General features: G+C 49.8%; 16 protein-coding genes. 4 read left to right on the plus strand and 12 right to left on the minus strand.

From position 1 onward, the window contains the following. Positions 1-16: 16 nt before the first annotated feature. Complete coding sequence (locus tag ABDW72_RS11145; RefSeq protein ID WP_347158641.1) at positions 17-1,945, plus strand: ABC-F family ATP-binding cassette domain-containing protein; 1,929 nt, start codon at positions 17-19, stop codon at positions 1,943-1,945. Between the two features lie 589 nt (positions 1,946-2,534). Here the strand turns inward: ABDW72_RS11145 and ABDW72_RS11150 are convergent. Further along, the gene (locus ABDW72_RS11150) at positions 2,535-3,557 is read right to left on the minus strand and encodes an SDR family oxidoreductase (protein ID WP_347158642.1); all 1,023 of its coding nucleotides are present in this window, start codon (positions 3,555-3,557) and stop codon (positions 2,535-2,537) included. Between the two features lie 170 nt (positions 3,558-3,727). Here ABDW72_RS11150 and ABDW72_RS11155 point away from each other — a divergent pair, with 170 nt between their 5' ends. Next, positions 3,728-4,207, plus strand: coding sequence for a vitamin K epoxide reductase family protein (locus ABDW72_RS11155; RefSeq protein WP_347158643.1), 480 nt, complete (start codon positions 3,728-3,730; stop codon positions 4,205-4,207). A gap of 83 nt (positions 4,208-4,290) precedes the next feature. On the opposite strand, the gene ABDW72_RS11160 is transcribed toward ABDW72_RS11155, so the two are convergent. Further along, a complete protein-coding gene (locus ABDW72_RS11160) occupies positions 4,291-4,926 on the minus strand; it encodes a hypothetical protein (protein ID WP_347158644.1) in 636 nt (211 codons plus the stop codon). 174 nt (positions 4,927-5,100) lie between these two features. Here ABDW72_RS11160 and ABDW72_RS11165 point away from each other — a divergent pair, with 174 nt between their 5' ends. After that, entirely contained in the window at positions 5,101-6,651 is a 1,551-nt protein-coding gene (locus ABDW72_RS11165; protein ID WP_347158645.1) for a vitamin K epoxide reductase family protein, read from the plus strand. 194 nt (positions 6,652-6,845) lie between these two features. On the opposite strand, the gene ABDW72_RS11170 is transcribed toward ABDW72_RS11165, so the two are convergent. Then, positions 6,846-9,275, minus strand: coding sequence for a TonB-dependent receptor domain-containing protein (locus ABDW72_RS11170; protein WP_347158646.1), 2,430 nt, complete (start codon positions 9,273-9,275; stop codon positions 6,846-6,848). 402 nt (positions 9,276-9,677) lie between these two features. On the opposite strand from ABDW72_RS11170, the gene ABDW72_RS11175 reads away from it, so the two are divergent. Further along, positions 9,678-9,902, plus strand: a complete 225-nt coding sequence (locus tag ABDW72_RS11175) for a hypothetical protein (RefSeq protein WP_347158647.1) — start codon at positions 9,678-9,680, stop codon at positions 9,900-9,902. A gap of 171 nt (positions 9,903-10,073) precedes the next feature. On the opposite strand, the gene ABDW72_RS11180 is transcribed toward ABDW72_RS11175, so the two are convergent. From ABDW72_RS11180 to ABDW72_RS11220, 9 genes are all read right to left on the minus strand, one after another. Next, a complete protein-coding gene (locus ABDW72_RS11180; RefSeq protein WP_347158648.1) occupies positions 10,074-10,919 on the minus strand; it encodes an arsenite methyltransferase in 846 nt (281 codons plus the stop codon). A gap of 53 nt (positions 10,920-10,972) precedes the next feature. Beyond that, on the minus strand, positions 10,973-11,305 hold the full coding sequence (locus tag ABDW72_RS11185) for an ArsR/SmtB family transcription factor (RefSeq protein WP_347158649.1): 333 nt from the start codon (positions 11,303-11,305) through the stop codon (positions 10,973-10,975). 763 nt (positions 11,306-12,068) lie between these two features. Further along, complete coding sequence (locus ABDW72_RS11190) at positions 12,069-12,701, minus strand: DUF3347 domain-containing protein (protein ID WP_347158650.1); 633 nt, start codon at positions 12,699-12,701, stop codon at positions 12,069-12,071. A 165-nt stretch (positions 12,702-12,866) separates the two neighbouring features. Continuing rightward, positions 12,867-14,087 carry an efflux RND transporter periplasmic adaptor subunit gene (locus ABDW72_RS11195; protein WP_347158651.1) on the minus strand — a complete coding sequence of 407 codons (1,221 nt, stop codon included), beginning with the start codon at positions 14,085-14,087 and terminating at the stop codon, positions 12,867-12,869. Between the two features lie 52 nt (positions 14,088-14,139). Next, positions 14,140-15,435: a heavy metal-binding domain-containing protein gene (locus ABDW72_RS11200; RefSeq protein WP_347158652.1), complete on the minus strand. Its 1,296-nt coding sequence runs from the start codon at positions 15,433-15,435 to the stop codon at positions 14,140-14,142. A gap of 79 nt (positions 15,436-15,514) precedes the next feature. Further along, on the minus strand, positions 15,515-16,813 hold the full coding sequence (locus ABDW72_RS11205) for a TolC family protein (RefSeq protein ID WP_347158653.1): 1,299 nt from the start codon (positions 16,811-16,813) through the stop codon (positions 15,515-15,517). Continuing rightward, entirely contained in the window at positions 16,800-18,698 is a 1,899-nt protein-coding gene (locus tag ABDW72_RS11210; RefSeq protein ID WP_347158654.1) for an efflux RND transporter permease subunit, read from the minus strand. Before ABDW72_RS11210 ends, ABDW72_RS11205 begins: the two co-directional genes overlap by 14 nt. A gap of 38 nt (positions 18,699-18,736) precedes the next feature. Then, on the minus strand, positions 18,737-19,102 hold the full coding sequence (locus tag ABDW72_RS11215) for a four helix bundle protein (protein WP_347158655.1): 366 nt from the start codon (positions 19,100-19,102) through the stop codon (positions 18,737-18,739). 24 nt (positions 19,103-19,126) lie between these two features. Then, positions 19,127-20,401: an efflux RND transporter permease subunit gene (locus tag ABDW72_RS11220; protein ID WP_347158656.1), complete on the minus strand. Its 1,275-nt coding sequence runs from the start codon at positions 20,399-20,401 to the stop codon at positions 19,127-19,129. Positions 20,402-20,463: the final 62 nt, after the last annotated feature.

Raw genomic sequence — 20,463 nt, forward strand, 5'->3', positions numbered from 1 at the left:
ATTTCTAAGAACTTGTATGATTTCCATTAATAACCTCAGTTTCCATTTCGGCAGCCGCCCTTTATATGAGGATGCTAACCTCCATATTAAGCCAAAAGATAAGATCGGCCTTGTAGGACTGAACGGAACTGGAAAATCCACGTTGCTGCGCCTGATCGTTGGTGAGTATACCGCAGATGGTGGCAGCATCCAAATGAGCAAAGAAACCACAATTGGTTTCCTGAACCAGGACTTGCTCAGCTACGAAACACACGAAAGTATTTTATCGGTGGCTATGCAGGCGTTTGATGAGGCTCTGCATCTTCAGAAGGAAATAGATAAGGTTCTGATAGAGTTTGAGAATAACTTTCATGATAACCTGGTAGACAGGCTGGCAAACCTGCAGGAGCGCTTTGAGGCTCTGGGAGGCTATACCATGCAAGCAGAGGCAGAGGCTATCCTGGAGGGACTTGGCTTTACGACCGAAGAACTGCATCAGCCGCTGGCCTCTTTTTCAGGCGGCTGGCGCATGCGGGTAATGCTGGCCAAGATCCTGTTACAAAAGCCTTCGCTGCTGTTGCTCGATGAGCCTACCAACCACCTGGACTTACCTTCTATCAAGTGGCTGGAAACTTACCTGGAGCGCTACGAAGGCGCTGTGGTGATCGTATCACACGACCGGGAGTTCCTGGACCGCACCACCAACGTTACCGTGGAGGTAGCAGGCGCAAAGCTGAATGTATACGCCGGTAACTATAGCTTTTATGTAGAAGAGAAAGTACTGCGCAACGAGATACAAAAGGGAGCTTATGAAAACCAGCAGGCGCAGATAAAGCAGGCGGAGCGTTTCATCGAGCGCTTCAAAGCCAAAGCGACCAAAGCCAAGCAGGCGCAGAGCCGCCAGAAGATGCTGGACCGCATGGACCGCATTGACGATGTGGCTTCTGATGCGGCAAAAGTTAACTTTAGCTTTAAGTTCACGACGCAGCCGGGCCGCCATATCCTTCGCCTGGAGCATATGAGCAAGAGCTATGGCAGTAAAATGATTTTCCGTGATACCAACGTACATGTGGAACGTGGGGATAAAATTGCGCTTGTGGGTGCCAACGGCAAAGGTAAATCTACTTTGCTGCGCATCATAGCTGGCACGGAGCCTATCAAAGGCAACCGGGAACTGGGGCATAATGTTATTATGTCGTTTTACGCGCAGCACCAGTTAGAGTCGCTGAACGTAGAGAACGAGATTCTGCAGGAATTGCAGCAGGCGGGGTCCGGTAAAACAGAGATGGAATTACGTACGATCCTGGGATCTTTCCTGTTTACTGGGGATGAAGTTTTCAAAAAGGTAAAAGTGCTTTCAGGTGGAGAAAAGAGCCGGGTAGCGCTGGCGAAAACGCTCATCTCACAAGCCAACTTCCTGATGCTGGACGAACCGACCAACCACCTGGACATGCAGTCGGTTAATATTCTGATTCAGGCATTGGAACAGTACGAGGGCACCTTTATCGTTATCTCGCACGATCGTTACTTTGTAGAGAATGTCGCAACCAAGATCTGGTACATCGAAGATTTTCAGCTGAAGGAGTATCCGGGTACCTACCACGAATATGAGCAGTTTCAGGAGTTGCGAGATAAAGAGACCCGCAAATCTGGGCCCGTTGCGACCAAGCAGGAAGAAAAGCAAAAGCAACCTCGTGAAAAAAGTGATCTGCTTCAGCTGAGTAATCAGTTAAAACAGATAAACCGCCAGGTGAACGACGTAGAAAAGCAGGTTGCTTCATTGGAGCAGGAACTGGCAGCCTATGAAACCAAACTGGCCGATCCGAAAGTTTACGGCAATGTTAGCTTGCTGGAAGAAACTTCGCTGAAGTTTGAGGCCGTGCAGAAAGAACTGGCCGCGCAGCAGCAAAAATGGGAAGAGCTGATGCTGGAAGTAGAAGAATTGGAAGCGAAAATAGCTGATTGAGTTGCAATACGTAAGCTGCTAACAGGCCACGGAAGAAATAAGAAAGGTATACAACTGATTGAGAAGCATAAACAACTGTAACTGACATTGTACCAGAACCAAACTTCCAATATATTTGTGCCGGTAATACTTTATTTTTTCAATATAGAACAGGAATTGTTTTAAATAGAAATAAAATTAGAACAAATACTTGTTTTAGTTAAAATTAAAGATACATTTGCACTGAAATGATTATGCTTCGTGTATACCATTTTCTTTAAGATGTAAATGATGTGTTTGAGGTTGGCTGAAGGCGTTAAAGCTTAAAGCAACTAAAAAATCCGCAAAGGAGAGATGGTGCTACCATCAGGTGGTAATAGCAGAAAATACCACGTTGTTTATACTTCAAAGAGTTCCGGCGGCGTTAAGTTAATGTCTTAGATGTCGTTGAACGGTGAAGTTCACCACAAGCTGATTTAAACTTCTGGCCGGGCAGTTCTAGCTGAGAAGAGATGATACATTAACCGGTTCTAACACACAGGTTAATTAAAAACCCTGACAAGCGCATGGGGGTGCCTTGTTCAGGGTTTTTCCTTTTACAGAGAATAGATTATCGGTTACGCTGCTTTTTGGAGAGCACAGTGCCGAGGACAATACCTCCCACAGCGGCCAATCCAGCGTAAATTTTATTACGATTCATACTTAGCCACAACTCCGGGCTGAAATCTGTTGCTTGGTCGCCAAACGAACCATGTGCGCCATGATCGCCTGGTATAGGCTCCCAGATGTTATTTTGACGATTCGGATCTTCCGGCTCATCGGTCTGTTGCCCTTCAAAGCCGTTCTTTGCCAGCACATAATCTGCAAACCACGGAGCGATCTTGTTGCCCATAATAGCTTCCACTGTCGGGTAGCCGACAAAAATCTCGCGGCGGCCATCTTTAGCGGCAAACAAAACGGCTTTAGCTGCTACTTCAGGCTGATAGATCTTACCCATCGGCTTAGGTTTGTTAGGCAGGCGCGATTTTACAAAACTAAATTGCGTTGTGTTCATGGCCGGCAGCTGCACCATGCTGAGCTTTATTTTGCTCTTGTCGTGCAGGAGCTCTGTTCTCAACGAATCAAAAAAACCCTGAATGGCGTGTTTAGAACCACAGTATGCAGACTGTAACGGAATACCACGGTATGCCAGTGCTGAGCCAACCAGCACAATCGCACCGTGGTCGCGGGGGAGCATGCGCTTCAGCGCGGAAAGGGTACCGTATACCTGGCCGAGGTAGTTTACTTCTGTTACGCGTTTATACTCTTCAGCCTTCATTTCCTTCACCGGACTGAAAACGCTAATCATTGCGTTGTTCACCCATACATCTATCGGGCCTAATTCGGCCTCTGTTTTGGCGGCAGCATCTTCTACAGCAGCGGCATCTGCCACATCTATCGGAAAATAAATGCCCCTGCGGCCAACGGCTTCTACTTCTTTCTGTGCGCCTTTAAGGCCGTCCTCGCCGCGCGCCAGCATGGCCACATCATAGCCTGCTTTTGCAAATTCCCTCACAATGGCTCTGCCCAGTCCTGCTGAGGCACCTGTTACCACGGCTACACCGCGGCGTTGTGTTCTTTGTTCTGTATCCATCTGCTAATGTTTTTTCATAGATTATTTTGCAACATCATCGTTAGCTAATGGTACGCCTGATTCTCCTTTGATGTTCTGAAACATAGGCGTTAGCAGGGGAGGGCCTGAACCTAATCCTACCTTAACCAACATCAGCCAGCGGCGTAAAGCAGGTATACAATGTTAAAGCTATGAAACAAGAACACTCCATTATTGATACCATTCGCCACGATCATAGCCGGCCAACGCAATCCCGCCGGCAAATAGCAGCACTTGCCGCGCTAGGGCTAATCGACTTCAGCCTTATCTCCTTATTCCAGCTGGGCTTTATCCGTAAAATGCCCGATCTGCCCGGTAAGATATTCGACACCGAAAAAGTGAACACGTCTAAAAGTGCGGTGCTGCTGGGCTTACCAGATGGCGTCGTAAGCCTGGGTGCGTATACGGCTACTATACTGCTGGCCGCCGCTGCTACACGATTCAAGAAGCCTTCGCGGGTGCTGGATGTAGCTTTGGGTGGGGTTTTGCTGGGGCAGGCAGCTGGTGCTGCACAATACCTGGCCGATATGACTTTTGTACAGAAAAAAGTTTGTATTTACTGCGTTGCCGGTGCTGCCATCAATTTTGCCGCATTGGTACCACTCCGAAACCTGCTTAAATCCAGAGACTAAAACTTTGCATTCAGAAGCAAGAAACAGCCCCGCTCACATAATCAGAACGGGGCTGTTTTTTGCTGCATACGTCGCACCAATGCTTACTCTGTGGCGTGCAGGTGTACGAAGTATAAGGTAAGTTTGTCCCAGTGTATCTGCTGAAAACCGGACCAGCCGCCCTCAGCTACCAGCGTGTTCAGCGCCGCTCTGTCACCGGCTTCTTCTCCGTGGTTGTTGATACCTTCATTTTTCCCGATCTCATACCCGATCAGGGTAGTGCCCTGCAGCTCAACTTTAAAGGTGCTACTCGCTTCCTGAATAAAGAAATGCTTGATTTCCTGCGCTTCGGCTTCGTTTTCAACTAATTTCTCCGGCTTTTTGCTTGGGTGCACCACAAACTCCGCCGAATTTTCTCCCTCATTAACTTCCGTTACCTGTACCCAGTTATCTATTTTGGTGGCCGGCAGCACAATTTCGATGTAGTCGCCTATAACAGGTTTTATTCGGTTTGCTGGGTTGCCTTGCCGGTCATACAGCGTGAATTTGGATTTTAGCCCCTCCAGGTTGTTCCAGCCATTCACATCAAAGAGTTTTTCTTTGGCTGATGCAAATTGCTGGCGGGCAGTCTGCACATCAGGGTAATCATGCTTATTGGTATAGGTCTTGTCCTTGGTTTCTTCTCCCTGCAACACCTTCACTTCCTTCTTTAGTTTATTGGTGATGTCCTTCAACCCCATAATCGCCTCCTTTTTGTTTAGTAGTTTCCTGCTTACGTTCCGGAGGAGCCGATGTTGATTTATAGTTAAGGATTAACTTTAAAAATGGTAAACAGCCTGTTTTATACCCCAAAGGGAGATGCAGCGTATACTTTAAGAGCCGCCCAGATGGTATTTTGAACAAGTAAACAGCATATGGAACATAACAACGACCAGCATCACGAAGACGGACAACACAGCAAACATTCAGGTATGGCGATGCGCGGGGTAACCCGTCCCATGGCCGAAAAACAAGTCAGGCAGCACCACGAACAAATGCAGGAAGATGGTAAAATGCAGCACATGACGCCCGAGATGCGCCAGCAGATGCTGCGGATGCACCACATGCAAACCCTCTGGGTATACTGGATGATCATTCTGCTGGGGGCCTGGGTGTTGCTTTCGCCGCTAACCTTTAACTATGGCGTAGGCGTGGTGCAGCCCTCCGGCGGCCGCGAAGTATGGCTCTCGCTTGATATGCGTATTCTGGCGATGAAGTGGAGTGATATCATCAGCGGTGCCTTACTTATTTTCTTCGGCTGGCGCGGCCTGACACCGAATCGGCCCGTTAGCCTCTGGATCTGTTGCTTCATTGGTATATGGCTCACTATTGCGCCTTTGCTGCTGTGGTCGCCTACGGCAGTCGCTTACCTGAATGATACCATGGTTGGGGCGCTCCTTATTGCTCTAACCATTCTGATACCGGGCATGCCCAACATGATTTTATACATGAAAATGGGGCCGGAAACGCCGCCGGGCTGGAGCTATAATCCTTCCAGCTGGCCACAACGCTGGAGCATGATGGTGCTGGGCTTTTTAGGCTGGGTTGTATCGCGGTATCTGGCGGCCTTTCAGTTGGGCTATATTGATGCCGTTTGGGACCCTTTCTTCGGTGATTCTACCATGCATGTGCTCAACTCCAGCATGTCGCACTCCATGCCTGTTTCCGATGCCGGGATGGGAGCCATGGCCTATACCTTCGAGTTTCTGATGGGCTGGATGGGTGCTCCTTCGCGCTGGCGTACCATGCCGTGGATGGTGGCTGTGTTTGGTATACTTGTTATTCCGCTGGGGCTGGTACACATTTTCCTGGTGATCAGTCAGCCCATTGTGGTGGGTGCCTGGTGTACATTCTGCCTGCTGGCTGCTTGCATTATGCTGCCGATGATTCCGTTGGAGGTTGATGAGGTGATTGCCATGTGCCAGTTCATGAAAAAGAAAATGAACCAGGGCGAGAAATTCTGGCCCCTGTTCTGGAAAGGAGGCACCATCGAGAGCAACGCCAAAGACAAAGCGCCGGAGCTGATGGAGCTGCCGCAAAAACCAATGGCTGTGTTTTGGGCCTCTCTCTGGGGCTTCAGTTTTCCCTGGACGCTGGTGATAAGTATGCTGCTGGGCATCGGGTTAGTTATAGCGCCGGGGCTGTTTCAGGTAGGCATACAGGAAACAGTGGCAGACATCTTCCACCTGTGCGGCTCGCTGGTGGTGGTGGTTTCCGTTATTTGTATGGCCGAACCATTGCGCAGAGGACGTTATCTGAACATACTCCTAGGATTGATCGTGGCGGCGGCTCCCTGGTTTATAGATGGCAGTCCGATGGGCCTACGACTCACTGGTATCGTGCTGGGGCTTGCTGTAGCAGGGTTGGCGCTGCCGCTCGGTAAAGTAGACCAGCACTATGGTACCTGGGATGAATATATTAAATAAAAAGCATATGAAAAGCAGGTTCGCAGAAGTGTAGCAAGTATGAACTGTTAACACAGGCCGAATTTCTATCGATACTTGTTTGCTCCTTTATAATGAAAAGAAAGAGGCTCTGCCGGAAGAAACGAATAAGACCATTTCTTCCGGCAGAGCCTCTACTGTAGTTATACTATAACTAACAGGTGGAGCAACCGGTATCAATTTCCACCGGTGCGGTTCAGTTCATCCAGGTTCATGTTGCGCTTTTTGGCTTCAAAAGACGTGCCTTTGTTGAAGCTGTAGCGCAGGTTCAGGCGTATGCCGCGCTGGCCCTGGTACTGATCAATGGAGTTCAGGTTGCCGTTAAGTTCCGTATTAACTTTCAGCACACGGCTTCGGAAAATGTCAGCTACGTTCAGCGACAGGCTCAGCTTATCTTCCAGAAAGCTGCGCTTCAGGCCGGCATCCACCCACCACTGGTCTTTTACTTGGTAGAGGCCGTATACCATCGGTCCCTGGTAGTTGGCGCCTATCTCCAGCCGCAGGTTGTGCGGCAGCAGTAAAGTATGGTTGGTGTTTGCAACGACCGACAACTGGTCTCTGACCACAACGGAGCCTTGCGTGAGCGTGGTAAACTGCTGGTAAATACCGGTCAGGTTATTGCTCGTTTCCCATTTACTGGAGAAGCGGACGGGTGCCACCAATGTAGCGGTGGCGCTTTTCAAATCCCGGATGTTGCGCTGCTGAAAAATAGTGGTATTATCCGCAGCATTCTGTTCTGGCACCTCACCAATAAAATTCTTTGTCACGGCATAGCCCACAACCAGATTATAGGTTTGCTTCAGGGTTTGTGTCATCTCAAACGAATTGATGTATTGCGGCTTCAGCAGCGGATTTCCCTGCGCAAAGGTGTAAGGATCCAGGTAAAAGATGAACGGGTTCAGGTTCTCGTAGTAAGGCCTACTGATGCGACGGCTATACTTGTAGCTGATCTGGTAGTTATCGCTCACCTTCTGCTGCACGAACAGGGTAGGAAACAGGTCCAGGTAGCTGCGGTCTGTCTGCACGTTCGTGGTAAGTGAGTTGCCGTTCGATTTTGTTTGTTCTGCCCGCAGCCCCGCCTGCAGGCTCCACTTGTCGCTTAGCGTGGCAGATAAGTTGGTATACGCTGCAAAAATATCCTCTGTATAGATGAAGTGGCTGCTGCGCCTTGCATCCGGCACCTCCTGCGAATCCTGCACCTGAAAAAAGCGCAGCTCATTATCTGATTTTACGTGGCTGGCTTTTGCCCCTAGCTCCAGTTTCGTTTTTGTACTGAGCTGTTTTGCAAAGTCAACTTTGGCTGAGTAGATATGGTAGCCTGTCGGGTTCTCATTGCGGAGCAGTTCTTCGCTGACTGTAGCGCCGGAAACAAGCGGCAGGTAGCGGTTGTGGAAACTAGCATCTTCTTCGCTTTCGATATGCACATAATCGAGGTCTGCCGAGAACGTGGTGCCGGTGGTATCGATCTTACCCAGGTAGTGCAGGTTAAATGTGCCATTGCCATACGTTTCCCTACTCTGGTTCTTGGCGTCGATGAACATCGCCTCGCTGTTGCGCAGGTAAGATGAGGTATTGAAGGAAGAGGTGTTCCGGTTCAGGCTGAGGTTGGCCAATGCACCGATACTATGGCGATCGTTCAGATCATAATCTGTGCCCAGCCGCAGCGAAGGCTCCAGGCGCTCTTTTTTCTCATACCCAGTCTGGTCAAACTTGCTCCTGCTGCCATCATCCGCCCTGAACATGCGGTCCATTTCCATGTCGCGGTAGCGCATGCGGCGGTTCAGGTTTATACTTCCAAACGAGTTCCAGTTGCCCTGCTTCTGGCTGATCTCAGCTCCGGAGGTATAGGTGCTCAGGCTGTTGAACTGGTAGCCGCCATACACGCTGCCACTGATACCCGACTGCCTGCCTTTTTTGACATTGATGTTGATGATACCGGAAGCACCTTCGGCATCAAAACGGGAAGAAGGGTTAGTGATAATCTCCAGATCTTTGATGTTTTCGGCAGCCATACTTTGCAGCAGGCTCTGCAGTTCTTTGCCTGAAAGATAGGTGCGGCGGCCGTTGAGCATCACCTGCACGCCGCCCTTGCCATTAAGCTGAATGTTGCCATCCTGATCCACCCACACACCCGGCGACTGTGTCAGTACGTCGTAAGCGGTGTTGCCTTCGGCCATGGCGGTGTTTTCCACGCTCACCACCATCTTATCAGGTGTTGTGGTTACGGTAGGGCGGAGGGTCTGCACCTGTACTTCTTTCAGCGTTCTTACATCCGGCTTTAGCTGCAGCTTGCCAAAATCCTTGCTGAAGCTGCTGGCCGTTACGTCAAATGCCGGCGTCTGCATCAATGTATAGCCCAGGCCACTAACCCGGAGTTTATACGTGCCCGCGTCGGGCGTTTTGATCTGGAATGTGCCATCCTGGTCAGCGATAGCGCCGGTTACTACTTTCTCTGTGGCAGCATCCAGCACAGCTATATTGCTGAAACCGATCGCTTGGCCATTTTCTTCTGTCACTTGGCCGCGCAGGGTGCCAGCGGTCTGGGCAAATACGCGCATGCTGCAAAAGACCAGTAGCAAAGCGAAAAGCAGGTACATTTTTTTCATTGTGTTATTTTGTTTGATGTTGCGGATAAGAATAGATCGTGCTGTAAAGATAGCATAAGGTACTATGTATAACAAAGTACCGTTGTGCATTTGCGCTATGTTTTAGACGAACTCCGGTAAAATATCTTCCAACTGGGTGTTGCGCTCCCTTAAGTAGCGGAGGGCCACTGCTGTTGCTCTACCAGAATAGATGAAGAGAACTGGCTGGCCCAAACCAGCACGTAAATTCTGGTGCAGAAAGGGGTTCTTTTATACTTACCTGAGCTGATGATAATAGGTAGCGCAAAGCCACAGTAAGCACACAACGCATTGCTAAATATCTAATCTGCAGCAACTTCGTTAATATAACTAGCGGTGCAACGGGTGCATGGCTGTTTGTTACACGTTTAAATAGACATAGAAATGGATAATTTTTTCGCAGGATTTGGCATTGTCGGACTTATACTTGGTTTGCTAGGCCTGGTACTTTATATCTGGAGTATTGTGTGGGCCTACAATGATGCGGAACGAAGAGGAAAGCCGGGCTGGCTAGTGGCTCTTTTAGTAGCTTTGCTTTCGTGGCCGATCAGCCTGTTGGTGTGGCTCCTTTTCCGGCCTGATGTCCGGCATAATACAACAAGCTATTAAGCTAGGTTCGGATGTTTACCTTGAGCCGCTGCAGGCTTGCAGCAGGATGCTGAATTGCTTGTTAAAGTATAGCTTTTGCGACAGAGCAGTGTCTTTGATAAGGCAATAATTTTTGCCGAGGTTTTGATCCTCCCGCTGTAGGTTATCATAGCGGGAGGAGGAAGTAGGAGGTTAGCAGCAGCCGGAGCCTGGCGCGCAGCAGTCGCTTTCCAGCGGCTTATTGCCATAAACGGTGATGCTAAAGATGCCGGTATTACTCTCGCGGAACTGACGAATACCTGCGTCATCCAGGTAGTCTTTCAGGATCTCGTCGGGTACCTGAATTACTTTTTCCTTCTGCACCTTTACGTTCTCAAAACCAGCTTCGCGAATGATTTGCAGGTAAGCGTCTTTCTGGATGGCCCCGGAAACGCAGCCGGCATAAAGTTCAGCAGCTTTTATTAAACCGGCTGGCAGTTCGCCCATCAGCACGACATCCGAAATACTGAAATGGCCGCCCGGTTTCAGTACGCGGTATGTTTCAGCGAAAGCTTTTTGCTTGTCCGGCACCAGGTTCAGCACACAGTTGCTGATCACTACATCTGCGCGGTTAGCAGCCAGCGGCAAAGCCTCGATTTCTCCTTGGCGGAACTCCACGTTATTAAAGTTGAGCTTTTCGGCATTCTCACGCGCCTTAGCAATCATTGCTTCGGTCATATCAACACCAATCACTTTACCGGTGTCGCCCACAATCGCGCGCGCCACAAAACAGTCGTTGCCGGCTCCGGAGCCCAGATCGAGAACGGTATCACCCTTCCGTATCTGAGCAAATTCAGTAGGGATGCCACAGCCGAGGCCCAGGTCGGCCTCCGCACTGTAGCCATCCAGTTCCGTGTAGTTATCGGCGAAAATGGCATAATCTACCGTGCAACAGCCAGTGGCGCCACAGCACGACGTCTCATTCTGCTCCTTGCTCTGGAGCGCGATCCCACTATACTTGTCTTTGACAATCTTCTTTAGTTCTTCTGCGTTGTTCATAGTTCTTTAATTTAATATATCGGTATTTTACGATTAATTGAGGTAAATTTTTTTTAGCAACAACGCGTGCTGCTGGAAATATAGGTGCTGAACAGGGTGCCGAGTAGTTGCTGCGCCTGCGTCCACGCTTGTTCATCAATGCAGTAACATACTTTTTTTCCGTCGATGTCGCCTTTGACCAAACCAGCTTCTTTCAGTTCTTTCAGGTGCTGCGATACAGTAGACTGCGACAGCGGCAGTTCCTCCACAATATCGCCACAGATGCAGGCATTGCGTTCAAGCAAGATGCGGAGGATGGCTATTCGTGCCGGATGTGCCAGCGCTTTGGCATACTTAGCCACGACTACATCGGCCAGTGTAAATTCAGTTGTTTTAGAGGTTCCCATAGTTTATAATCGTAAAATTACGATTATAAACTTAGCTAATCAAGAAGTTTTCTGAAATTATTTATTATTGGAATAGGGGGCAAATGCTTTAGGGCCGTACGGGTTTCAACTGCCCCTGCGCTCAGAGCTACGCCCACAAGCTTCGAACTCGCGTTCTTGATTGTCTAAGGAGGGGAGTCTGCTTCAGAAGGAAGGAAAATAGAAATTTTATAGCAGAAGCTTCGCTCTTGTTTTTTATTCGTAACAGTACACTTTTTATACTTGCTCCCAAGTATAAGCAGGAGCTATTAGAAAGATTCCAGTCCTTGGGTTGAGCGCCTCGAGAGTTTCCGGTGCCGAGCTTTTTAGTGAGGCAGCCCGAGGCACGAGGGCAGAAACGAAAGCAGCGCGATGCCCTTGTCGGGGGCCCCTGCACCCCCAGGACGTGCCCTCGCGGGCTTAGAGCGCACCAAAGCCAAACATGAAACAAGGCAAAATATAAAACTGAGGAAGAACGGCAACTAGCAAGTATAGCTTGCCTGTTGATGTATAAACTACAGCTACCAAGTATAACCGGAAGCATAACTAAGGGCTAGTCACTACAAAGTATAGCTTGAAATAAAAACTTAGGTATACACCTGGGTAGTGTAGAGTACAGCAAGAAGTATAAATTTAAATTGCTTAACTAACCCTTCAAACCCATTACCGCTACTAAAATGCCCAGCGGTAAAATAGAAAAGCGGCACAAAGGCCGCTTTTCTTCTACTTAATTCTGATTATACCTTTAACGCAGCACTTCTTCGTTGCTGCCGCAGGTGAGCATACGGTCGCCCAAGTAGGGGTTGCGGATCTCTTCGCTGGCACTTACCCAATAGGCGCCCTCGTTGTTGTTGGCCATCGGGCAATGCTGATAATAAAGTGTTTGGTTCGAGGCATCAAAAGCTTTCGTCATTGCAAAGGTCGCTTCGGAGAGCGGCTCCAGGCTCTGACGCTGTACTTCCACATCAGTGGCGGCAGCTATTTTAGTAGCCGTTTCCTTAACCTGAGCTATTTTCTCTTCTGCGAATTGTTTCTGATCGCCAGTTAAAGTAGCTTCGGGCAGCGCATTGGCAACGGCCAGCACATCTTCTGCCGCTTTTTTCGCTGCGGCTGCGTCAGAGGCTACGAGCGCATCTTTCAACTGCAAATACTCCTCTAACAATTGCGACACCTGCGTTTTAAAAGGCTCCGCTACGTCTCCATAAGCTGGCGTTTTCACCACTTCCGTAGCCGGTGTTTCCTGCATGTTGCCCATATCCATGTTTTCGTGCTGCTCGGCTGCAGCAGTGGCAGTTTTCTGGTTCTCAGAGCTTTTTGAAGTGCAGGAGGAAAAGGCAAAAACTGACAGTACTGCGGCGGTTAAAAGGCTTTTATTCATGATTGATAAATTTGGTTCGTGTTAAATTTGATTATACTTATTTACTGAGGCTTACAAAGATAAGGAGGCAAACAATAAGAAGCGCTACGGCCCATTTCAGCCACTTCTTCAAGTTGTTGTTCGAGGGTTTTTCAGGTTCTACCTGGCAACAGGACTTCATAGGCTTTACATTTTCATGCCTGCCATCGGGCTGGCACCTTTTTTAAGAACAAACTCACTGTAAAGCAGGTAAGCACCGGAGGTAACCACCTGCTCCTTGTTATTTAAACCGGAAAGTATAGCTACCCGGTTCGCATTTTCTTCACCTAAGGTGACCATTCTGGCTTTAAATGTTCCTTTGCCGGTTTTTACCCACACGTGGTCGCCCGTTTTGTTGCGGATAACGGCATCGGTAGGTATGGTTAAGGCAGCGCCACCTGCGTTTGGAAGAATGACGTTAGCCTGCATGCCCGGCAAGTACTGCCCGGCAGGGTTTGGCAATGCGGCCCTGAGTACGGCTACCTGGCTGCCCTGCCTGAACTCGGGGCTGAGGAAAGTTACTTTCGCTGTGACAGGGTTCTGCGGAAAGTCCTGCACCGCTACCTGCACCATATCACCTGGGTTAACAGTCCCTACTTCCTGCGGATACAGTTCTGCCTCTACCCATACTGTTTGGAGATTTCCTAAACGATACAGCATGGTGCCTTCCGTTACATATTGCCCTTCGGCAGCAGCTACTTGCGTAACCACACCAGTTATCGGTGCCAAAAAGGTCACCCGCGCATCCATCTGGCCGCTGGACGCCAGTTGCCTGATCTGTCCTGCTGTTAAGCCATAGAGTAGCAGCTTTTTGCGGGCTGCTTCCTCAAAAGAGGCCAGACGTGGGTTGTCCTTTCCTAACTCCTGGTTCTGCTTTAGGGCCAGCAGGTACTCGCGTTGCAACGTAAGCAACGCTTCAGAGTAGAGCTGATACAGCGGCTGCCCTTTTTTTACCGGCTGCCCGCTGTCTTTAATGTACAATCGCTCGATGCGGCCTGCTGCGCGGCTGCTGACCACGTCTGTTTGCGTTTCGTCCAGAACCAGTCTGCCAGTCAGAATCGTGTTGCTGCCAACAGCACCGTTGCCAACCTCCTCAGTTTTGATGTTGCCTAGTGCGATCTGGCTATCACTCAGCGTCAGCTCACCATTGTTTTTGTCTGATTGGGAAACAGGCACCAGTTGCATGCCACAGATGGGGCAGGTGCCGGGCTCGTTCTCCACCACCTGCGGGTGCATGGGGCAGGTATAAGTAGTATTCTCTGCCAGAACTTCTTTTTCACTGTGCTCGTGCTTTGGCTCCGAGCAGCCCACCGCAGTGACCAACAAAAGCAGGAGAAGCCCTATAGGCGAGTATCGTTTCATGTTCATGTCAGGTTTAAATTCTGAATACAAATTCTGTCAGATTTACGCTGTGGTGTCATTATTCCTTCACTTTAATAAAGCTCTGGCTGTCAACCAGGAACTGTGCATTGGCGGCTATTTTATCGGTTTGATTCAGACCCTCTATAACCTGTATGTCCCCATTTGCGGTTGTGCCCGTTGTAACAGATACAGGTTTAAAAACGCCATTTGCCTTAACAAAGGCAACAGCTGTAGTTCCAAGGTCCAGTACTGCTGCTTTTGGCACCCAAAGCGCAGGGGAAGTCGTATAGCTGCCCCGTGCACTGACCAACTGGCCCACCATCGCCTGCTTCTGGCCGCCGGGCAGATACACCCTTACTTTAGCAAAATTCTCTCCATCCTGGTAAAATGGCTCCAGAAAATCAAGTTTTCCCTGCAGTGTATCTTGGGGCACCTGCGGGAATGTAATTGCTACAGGTGCTCCTTTGGCCAGCGCATTGATCTCGCCGGCCGGTACATTAAATTCAGCCCAAAGTTGATTTGGATTCACAATGCGGAACAAGGTTTGGCCGGCGGCAACATACATACCTTCTCTCAGGGAAATAGACTGTTCAGACGGAACAGATGGATCCGCATTGTTACCCATGCTTGTTCCATTTCCGTTCATCCCGCTGCCAAGGCTAGCTGAAGCGGCTGCACCTGGTGCCGCGGTATTCAGGCTGATCACATAGCCATCGTACGGGCTGTATAGTGCGAAAGTATAGCTCGCTTCGCCAGCGCGGATCAGGTGATTGATCTGTGCATCCGTAGCGCCCAGCAGGCGCAGCTTTTGCTTTGCCGAAACAATCAGAGCTTTATCTTCCGGAGCAGATTGCATGAGGTAAAGCAGCTCCTGTTGTGCCGTTATCAGCTCAGGACTGTAAATTTCCAGCAGCTTCTGCCCTTTTCGTACCGGCTGAAAATTATACTTCACATACAACTGTTCAATGCGGCCGGGTACCCTTGCCGGAACAGTATACACTTGGCGCGGATCGTACGTAACAATGCCTTCCATTTGCACGGAGGCCTGCATGGTTTTGCGTTCGGGCTGCACCGTTGCTATCGATGAAATTACCGTGCTGCTGGTCGGCTGTAGCAAAAAAGCAAGATCGTCCGTAATCTCTATCTTTTCTCCTGTTGCATTTACCGGCACCAGCTGCATGCCACAGATAGGGCAGGTGCCGGGCTCATTTTCCACTACCTGCGGGTGCATTGGGCAAGTATAAGTAGTATTCTCTGCCAGAACTTCTTTTTCACTGTGCTCGTGCTTTGGCTCCGAGCAGCCCACCGAGAGCATTAGCAGAAAGGCTAACAGTATGTTCAGGTATCGTTTCATTTTATCTCTTAACTTCTTATGGCAGCTTTTGAATAATGGACCAGGTATGAGTTGATGCTGTTACTCAACTTGCCGTATTTTACTTCTCTATCTCCCGTTCATAGTTCACGGCCAGCTTGTAAAGCTGCTCCAGGTTGTTGAGGTAATCCAGTTGTGCTATGTTCAGCGCTTCCCAGGCATCGATCACCTCCGGCAATTGCGCCGTGTTCTGCTCATAAGCCAGCATGGTGACATCATAATTCTTCTTCAGGGCTGGCAGAATCTTTTCTTTATAATTCTCCACCTGCTCCCGCTTGCTATTGAGTTCCAGAGCCATTTGCCGGATCGTGCCTTGCGCCTCGTTGAGCATATTCTCCCGCTCGTGCTGCATAGCTTCTATTTCCAGGTTCATAGCTTTGGTATTGGCTTTATACCCTTTAGAGGCCCATGGGGCAATCGGGATAGACACCATGCCCATTGCTGTAAACATGTCCGGCATGTCGCTGTTGAAAGGCCGCATGTGGTTAAAGCTCAGGCTGAAATCCGGTTTGCGTTCCAGACTTTCCAGAGTCGTATTCAGCTGCATGGAGGCAATCGTTCGATCCAGCTTGTGAATATCGCTGCGATTCCGCTGGAGGGATGTGGTATTTACTGCTAACTGTACAGCGGCGGGTAGACTGATTAATGTATCGATGCTAAAGAGGTGCTCTTTCGGGTTGTTCATCAGGGTATTAAGCTGCACCCGCTGTTGAGCAATTTCGCTGGCTACCATCAGTTGCATGTTCTCCACTTCGTGCAGCCGCGCCTCGGCTTTGTAAATGCTGCCTAAGCTGCCCTGGCTGTAAGGGTAGCGGATGCGGGCGAGCTTGAGCATGTATGCAACCAGGCGCTCATTTTCCTGTAGCACAGCTAACTTTTTCTCCTCTACCACCCAACTATAATAGGCGGCTTTGGCCTGTGCCCGCAGGTTGTTGTAGGCGATGGCTCTATTCTCGTCTTCGATGGCAGCCCGGGAGTTCAGGTACTGCTGCTTTGCTCGCTGCCTGGCTGGGTTGGGGATGGCCTGCTCCGCCGAAAGCATGAGCGAGCCCTGCCGGCCGGTAGTCATAGCTTCCTGGCCAGTATACGGCTGCATAAAAACCCCGGCACCAACCATAGGCGCTTTCCAGCTTGTGGCTCCGGCAGCATAGGCGTCCATGGCCCTCGCGCGCGATGCATACTGCTGCAGCGTAGGGTTGTTGGCCGAGATTTGCTGCAGTACGCTGTCGAGCGGCAGCTGCTGGGCGGTGGCAGCTGTGCTACTAAAAAGGAGCAGAAAGGCAATTACAACAGCTGCAGAACATTTTCTAACCAGCTTCCAAAAGAGACTTTTTATACTATGTTTCTTAGTGCTTGACATCGTAAATGGATAGTTTTCCATATTTCTTCAGTTCATATTCTTTGGTCATCTCAAACACAACCGGCGTTACCAGCAGGATGTGGATGGAGGAGGTGAACACACCTCCGATCATCGGTAGTACAATGGGCAGCATCACGTCGGTACCCACGCCTGTAGCCCAGAGCACAGGTATCAGGCCAAACAACGCCACCGAAACTGTCATGATCTTGGGGCGCAGCCGTTTGGCGGCACCTTGAAATACATAGTCGCGGATGTCCTGCTTTGTGATGGTGGCGCTGCTGTTGCCTTTCGTATCGGCTAGTTCTCTCATCGCTTCGTTCAGGTATACCACCATCACCATGGCAGTCTCTATCGCCAGACCGAACAAGGCAATGAAGCCCACTGCTACCGCTACGGATAAATTTACCCCATAGAAGTACACGATGAACACGCCACCGATAAGCGCAAAAGGGATCGTCACCAGGTTCAGAAAGGCTTCTTTCACCGACTTAAATGTGAAGTATAAGATCAGGAAAATAATTACTAGCACCAACGGAATGATGAGTTGCAGCGTGTTGGTAGCGCGGACCTGGTTTTCCCACTGACCGCTCCACTCCAGGTAATAGCCGTTCGGAATGCCGGTTACTTCAGCGTTTACTTTCGCCATAGCTTCTTTCACGGTGCTGCCCATGTCGCGGTCGCGCACGTTAAAGAGCACAGCCCCGCGCAGCTGTGCATTCTCTGAATTGATCATCGGCGGTCCGTCAACAAACCGGATAGCCGCTACGGCAGACAGGGGAATGGTGCCGCCCGAAGGAGTCTGAAGCGGGATGCGCTGAATACGTTCTATGCTGTTGCGGTACTCCTGCGCCAGCCGCACACTAATAGCGAAACGCTGGCGTCCTTCGATGGTGTTGCCGATTGTGGCGCCGCCGAGTGCCGATTCCACTAGCATGTTCACATCGTCTACTGTGAGGCCATAGCGCCCGAGTGCTTCACGGTTAATGTCTATTTCCAGGTATTTTCCGCCTGTTACCTGGTCTACATAAAGGTCGCTTACACCGGGCACTGCTTGCAGCGCAGATTTCACCCGCTCCGACACGGCACTGATAGAGTCCAGGTTCTGCCCGTATACTTTTACACCTACATCGGTGCGGATGCCGGTCGCCAGCATGTTGATGCGGTTGATGATCGGTTGCGTCCAGCCATTCACCACCCCCGGAATCTGCAGTTTGGCATCGAGCTCCTTGATAATATCTTCCTTTTTGATGCCCTCACGCCATTCTGATTGCGGCTTTAAAAGTATGATCGTTTCGATCATGCTGATAGGGGAGTTGTCGGTGGCGGTGCTGGCGCGGCCGGCTTTTCCCAGTACGCTTTTTACTTCAGGCGTTTGCTTAATGATTTTGTCTTGCACCTGCAGAATGCGCTTGATCTCTGCGTTGGAAACATCGGGTAGCGTCACAGGCATAAAGAGGATCGAGCCTTCGTTAAGCGGCGGCATGAACTCGGTACCCAGACTAAACAGCATCGGGATAGCGATGAGCAGCGCCAGGATGTTGAGGCCGAGCGTGGTTTTGCGCCACTTCAGGCACCACTTCAGCACTGGGCCGTATACCCGCTCCAGCCCTCGGTTTATCGGATTCGCATTATCAGCCTTCAGCTTTCCTTTCAGAAAGAAGGAGATCAGCACCGGCGTCAACGTAATAGCGACAATGGCATCCACTATAAGTATGAACGTCTTTGTCCAGGCCAGTGGGCTGAATAGTTTGCCTTCCTGTCCGGTCAGCAGGAACACCGGCAAAAAGGACGTGATCACAATGATGGTGCTCCAGAACACGCTCGGCCCTACCTGCTTGCTGGCTTTCTCGATGATGGCGATCCGGGTTTCTTTATCTAATTTCATGTGCAATTTTGAATAACTGAATTCTGAATAACAGAATGTTATCTTATAGTATTCTTTCTGGCTTTTGCCATTACTGATAATATTTCAGTCGATTCTTTCATGAGCCGCTCTACTGAGGCTTTCGGAATTATGCCAGATTTCTCTAATAGCTCCAACCAAAACAGCGTCTCATCAGCCTCTTCGATAACAATGCTGATTTTTGCATGAAACTCAGCTGAAGACCTTGCACGGCAGGAAGCTCTATAGTTTGATGCAACGGATGTAGCAGACCTGAGTGATTGCCGTTTCATGATGGCTGCTTCCTCTGTTTTGGGGAGCGTCTTTGAAAAATGAATTACATCTATGGCTAAGCGCTTGGTGCGTTTCTGAAACTGCTCTATGAATTCTTTTCTTTCCTGGTCCATCTTATTCAATTATTCAAAATTCTGTTATTCAAGATTACTTTTGTTCGCACTGGCCAAGTGCCGGTATGCGTTCTCTACCATCACAATCGCATCGTCCACAATCACACCTATGGACAGCGCTATGCCGGTAAGCGACATGATGTTGGAGGAGATACCAAAAGCGTTGAGCAAAATAAAGCCGATGGCGACGGAAAGAGGCAATTGGATCATGATGATAAGGGCGCTGCGCCAGTGAAACAGGAACAGGAAGACCACGATGGAGGCCACCATCATTTCTTCTATAAGCGTATGCTTGACGGAGTTGACGCTTTCCTTGATAAGGCCGCTGCGATCGTACACAATATTGAACTTGACACCTTTCGGTAAGCCCTTAGCGACCTGTTCCATTTTTGCTTTCACTTGCTCAATCACCTGGGCGGCATTCTCGCCATACCGCATCACAACAATGCCACCAACTGCTTCTCCCTGGCCGTTCAAATCAAAAATACCGAGGCGGCTTTCGCCGGCCATCTGCACGGTCGCTACATCTCTCACCCGCACCGGTATGGTGTTGTTCGTCGCAACGGCTATGTTCTCGATCTCTTCTACTGACTGCAGGTAACCGGTCGTTTTAATGATGTAGCCGATGTCGCTGAGTTCAAACTTACGGCCGCCCGACTCATTATTATTAGCGCGTATGGATTCGATAACCTGCGGTACGGAAAGTTTATAATAGGTGAGTTTGTTGGGATCAAGGGTGATCTGGTACTGTTTCTGAAAACCGCCAAAAGAAGCTACCTCGCTGACTCCTTTTACATTCTGCAAGCCAAACTTTACATACCAGTCCTGCAGGGCACGTTGTTCTCCCAGGTCCATCCCCGGCGCATCCAGGGTATACCAGAGCACGTGGCCTACGCCTGTGCCGTCGGGGCCGAGGGTGGGCGTAACGCCCTGGGGCAGCGTGTTACCTGCCGAGTTCAGGCGCTCCAGCACCCGGGAGCGGGCCCAGTAAATATCCGTATCATCCTCAAAAATGATATAGATAAAGCTCATGCCGAACATAGAACTGCCGCGCACATACTTTACCTGTGGCAGCCCCTGCAGGTTGGTAACCAAGGGATAGGTGATCTGGTCTTCTACCAGTTGCGGACTGCGCCCCATCCATTCGGTAAAAACGATCACCTGGTTTTCGGACAAATCCGGAATGGCATCCACTTTATTGGTTTGCACTGAATACAAACCCCAGCCAAACAGGATGGCCGCTATAAGCAACACCATTACGCGGTTGTGGAGCGAAAAGGATATTAGCCTTTCAATCATGAAAATAGAAGTTTAACCTGAATACAAGTATAGCCGGCTGCAAAAGAGCAGCGGAAGCAGCA

This window comes from Pontibacter chitinilyticus (genome assembly GCF_039748935.1).
GTDB lineage: Bacteria > Bacteroidota > Bacteroidia > Cytophagales > Hymenobacteraceae > Pontibacter > Pontibacter chitinilyticus.

Bases quoted from the DNA above. Each gene is read 5' to 3' on its own strand.
- ABDW72_RS11205 (WP_347158653.1), bottom strand. From the start codon at position 16,813: ATGTCAAGCACTAAGAAACATAGTATAAAAAGTCTCTTTTGGAAGCTG.
- ABDW72_RS11175 (WP_347158647.1), top strand. From the start codon at position 9,678: ATGGATAATTTTTTCGCAGGATTTGGCATTGTCGGACTTATACTTGGT.
- ABDW72_RS11170 (WP_347158646.1), bottom strand. From the start codon at position 9,275: ATGAAAAAAATGTACCTGCTTTTCGCTTTGCTACTGGTCTTTTGCAGC.
- ABDW72_RS11165 (WP_347158645.1), top strand. From the start codon at position 5,101: ATGGAACATAACAACGACCAGCATCACGAAGACGGACAACACAGCAAA.
- ABDW72_RS11220 (WP_347158656.1), bottom strand. From the start codon at position 20,401: ATGATTGAAAGGCTAATATCCTTTTCGCTCCACAACCGCGTAATGGTG.
- ABDW72_RS11185 (WP_347158649.1), bottom strand. From the start codon at position 11,305: ATGGGAACCTCTAAAACAACTGAATTTACACTGGCCGATGTAGTCGTG.
- ABDW72_RS11215 (WP_347158655.1), bottom strand. From the start codon at position 19,102: ATGGACCAGGAAAGAAAAGAATTCATAGAGCAGTTTCAGAAACGCACC.
- ABDW72_RS11160 (WP_347158644.1), bottom strand. From the start codon at position 4,926: ATGGGGTTGAAGGACATCACCAATAAACTAAAGAAGGAAGTGAAGGTG.
- ABDW72_RS11150 (WP_347158642.1), bottom strand. From the start codon at position 3,557: ATGGATACAGAACAAAGAACACAACGCCGCGGTGTAGCCGTGGTAACA.
- ABDW72_RS11200 (WP_347158652.1), bottom strand. From the start codon at position 15,435: ATGAAACGATACCTGAACATACTGTTAGCCTTTCTGCTAATGCTCTCG.
- ABDW72_RS11210 (WP_347158654.1), bottom strand. From the start codon at position 18,698: ATGAAATTAGATAAAGAAACCCGGATCGCCATCATCGAGAAAGCCAGC.
- ABDW72_RS11155 (WP_347158643.1), top strand. From the start codon at position 3,728: ATGAAACAAGAACACTCCATTATTGATACCATTCGCCACGATCATAGC.
- ABDW72_RS11145 (WP_347158641.1), top strand. From the start codon at position 17: ATGATTTCCATTAATAACCTCAGTTTCCATTTCGGCAGCCGCCCTTTA.
- ABDW72_RS11190 (WP_347158650.1), bottom strand. From the start codon at position 12,701: ATGAATAAAAGCCTTTTAACCGCCGCAGTACTGTCAGTTTTTGCCTTT.
- ABDW72_RS11195 (WP_347158651.1), bottom strand. From the start codon at position 14,087: ATGAACATGAAACGATACTCGCCTATAGGGCTTCTCCTGCTTTTGTTG.
- ABDW72_RS11180 (WP_347158648.1), bottom strand. From the start codon at position 10,919: ATGAACAACGCAGAAGAACTAAAGAAGATTGTCAAAGACAAGTATAGT.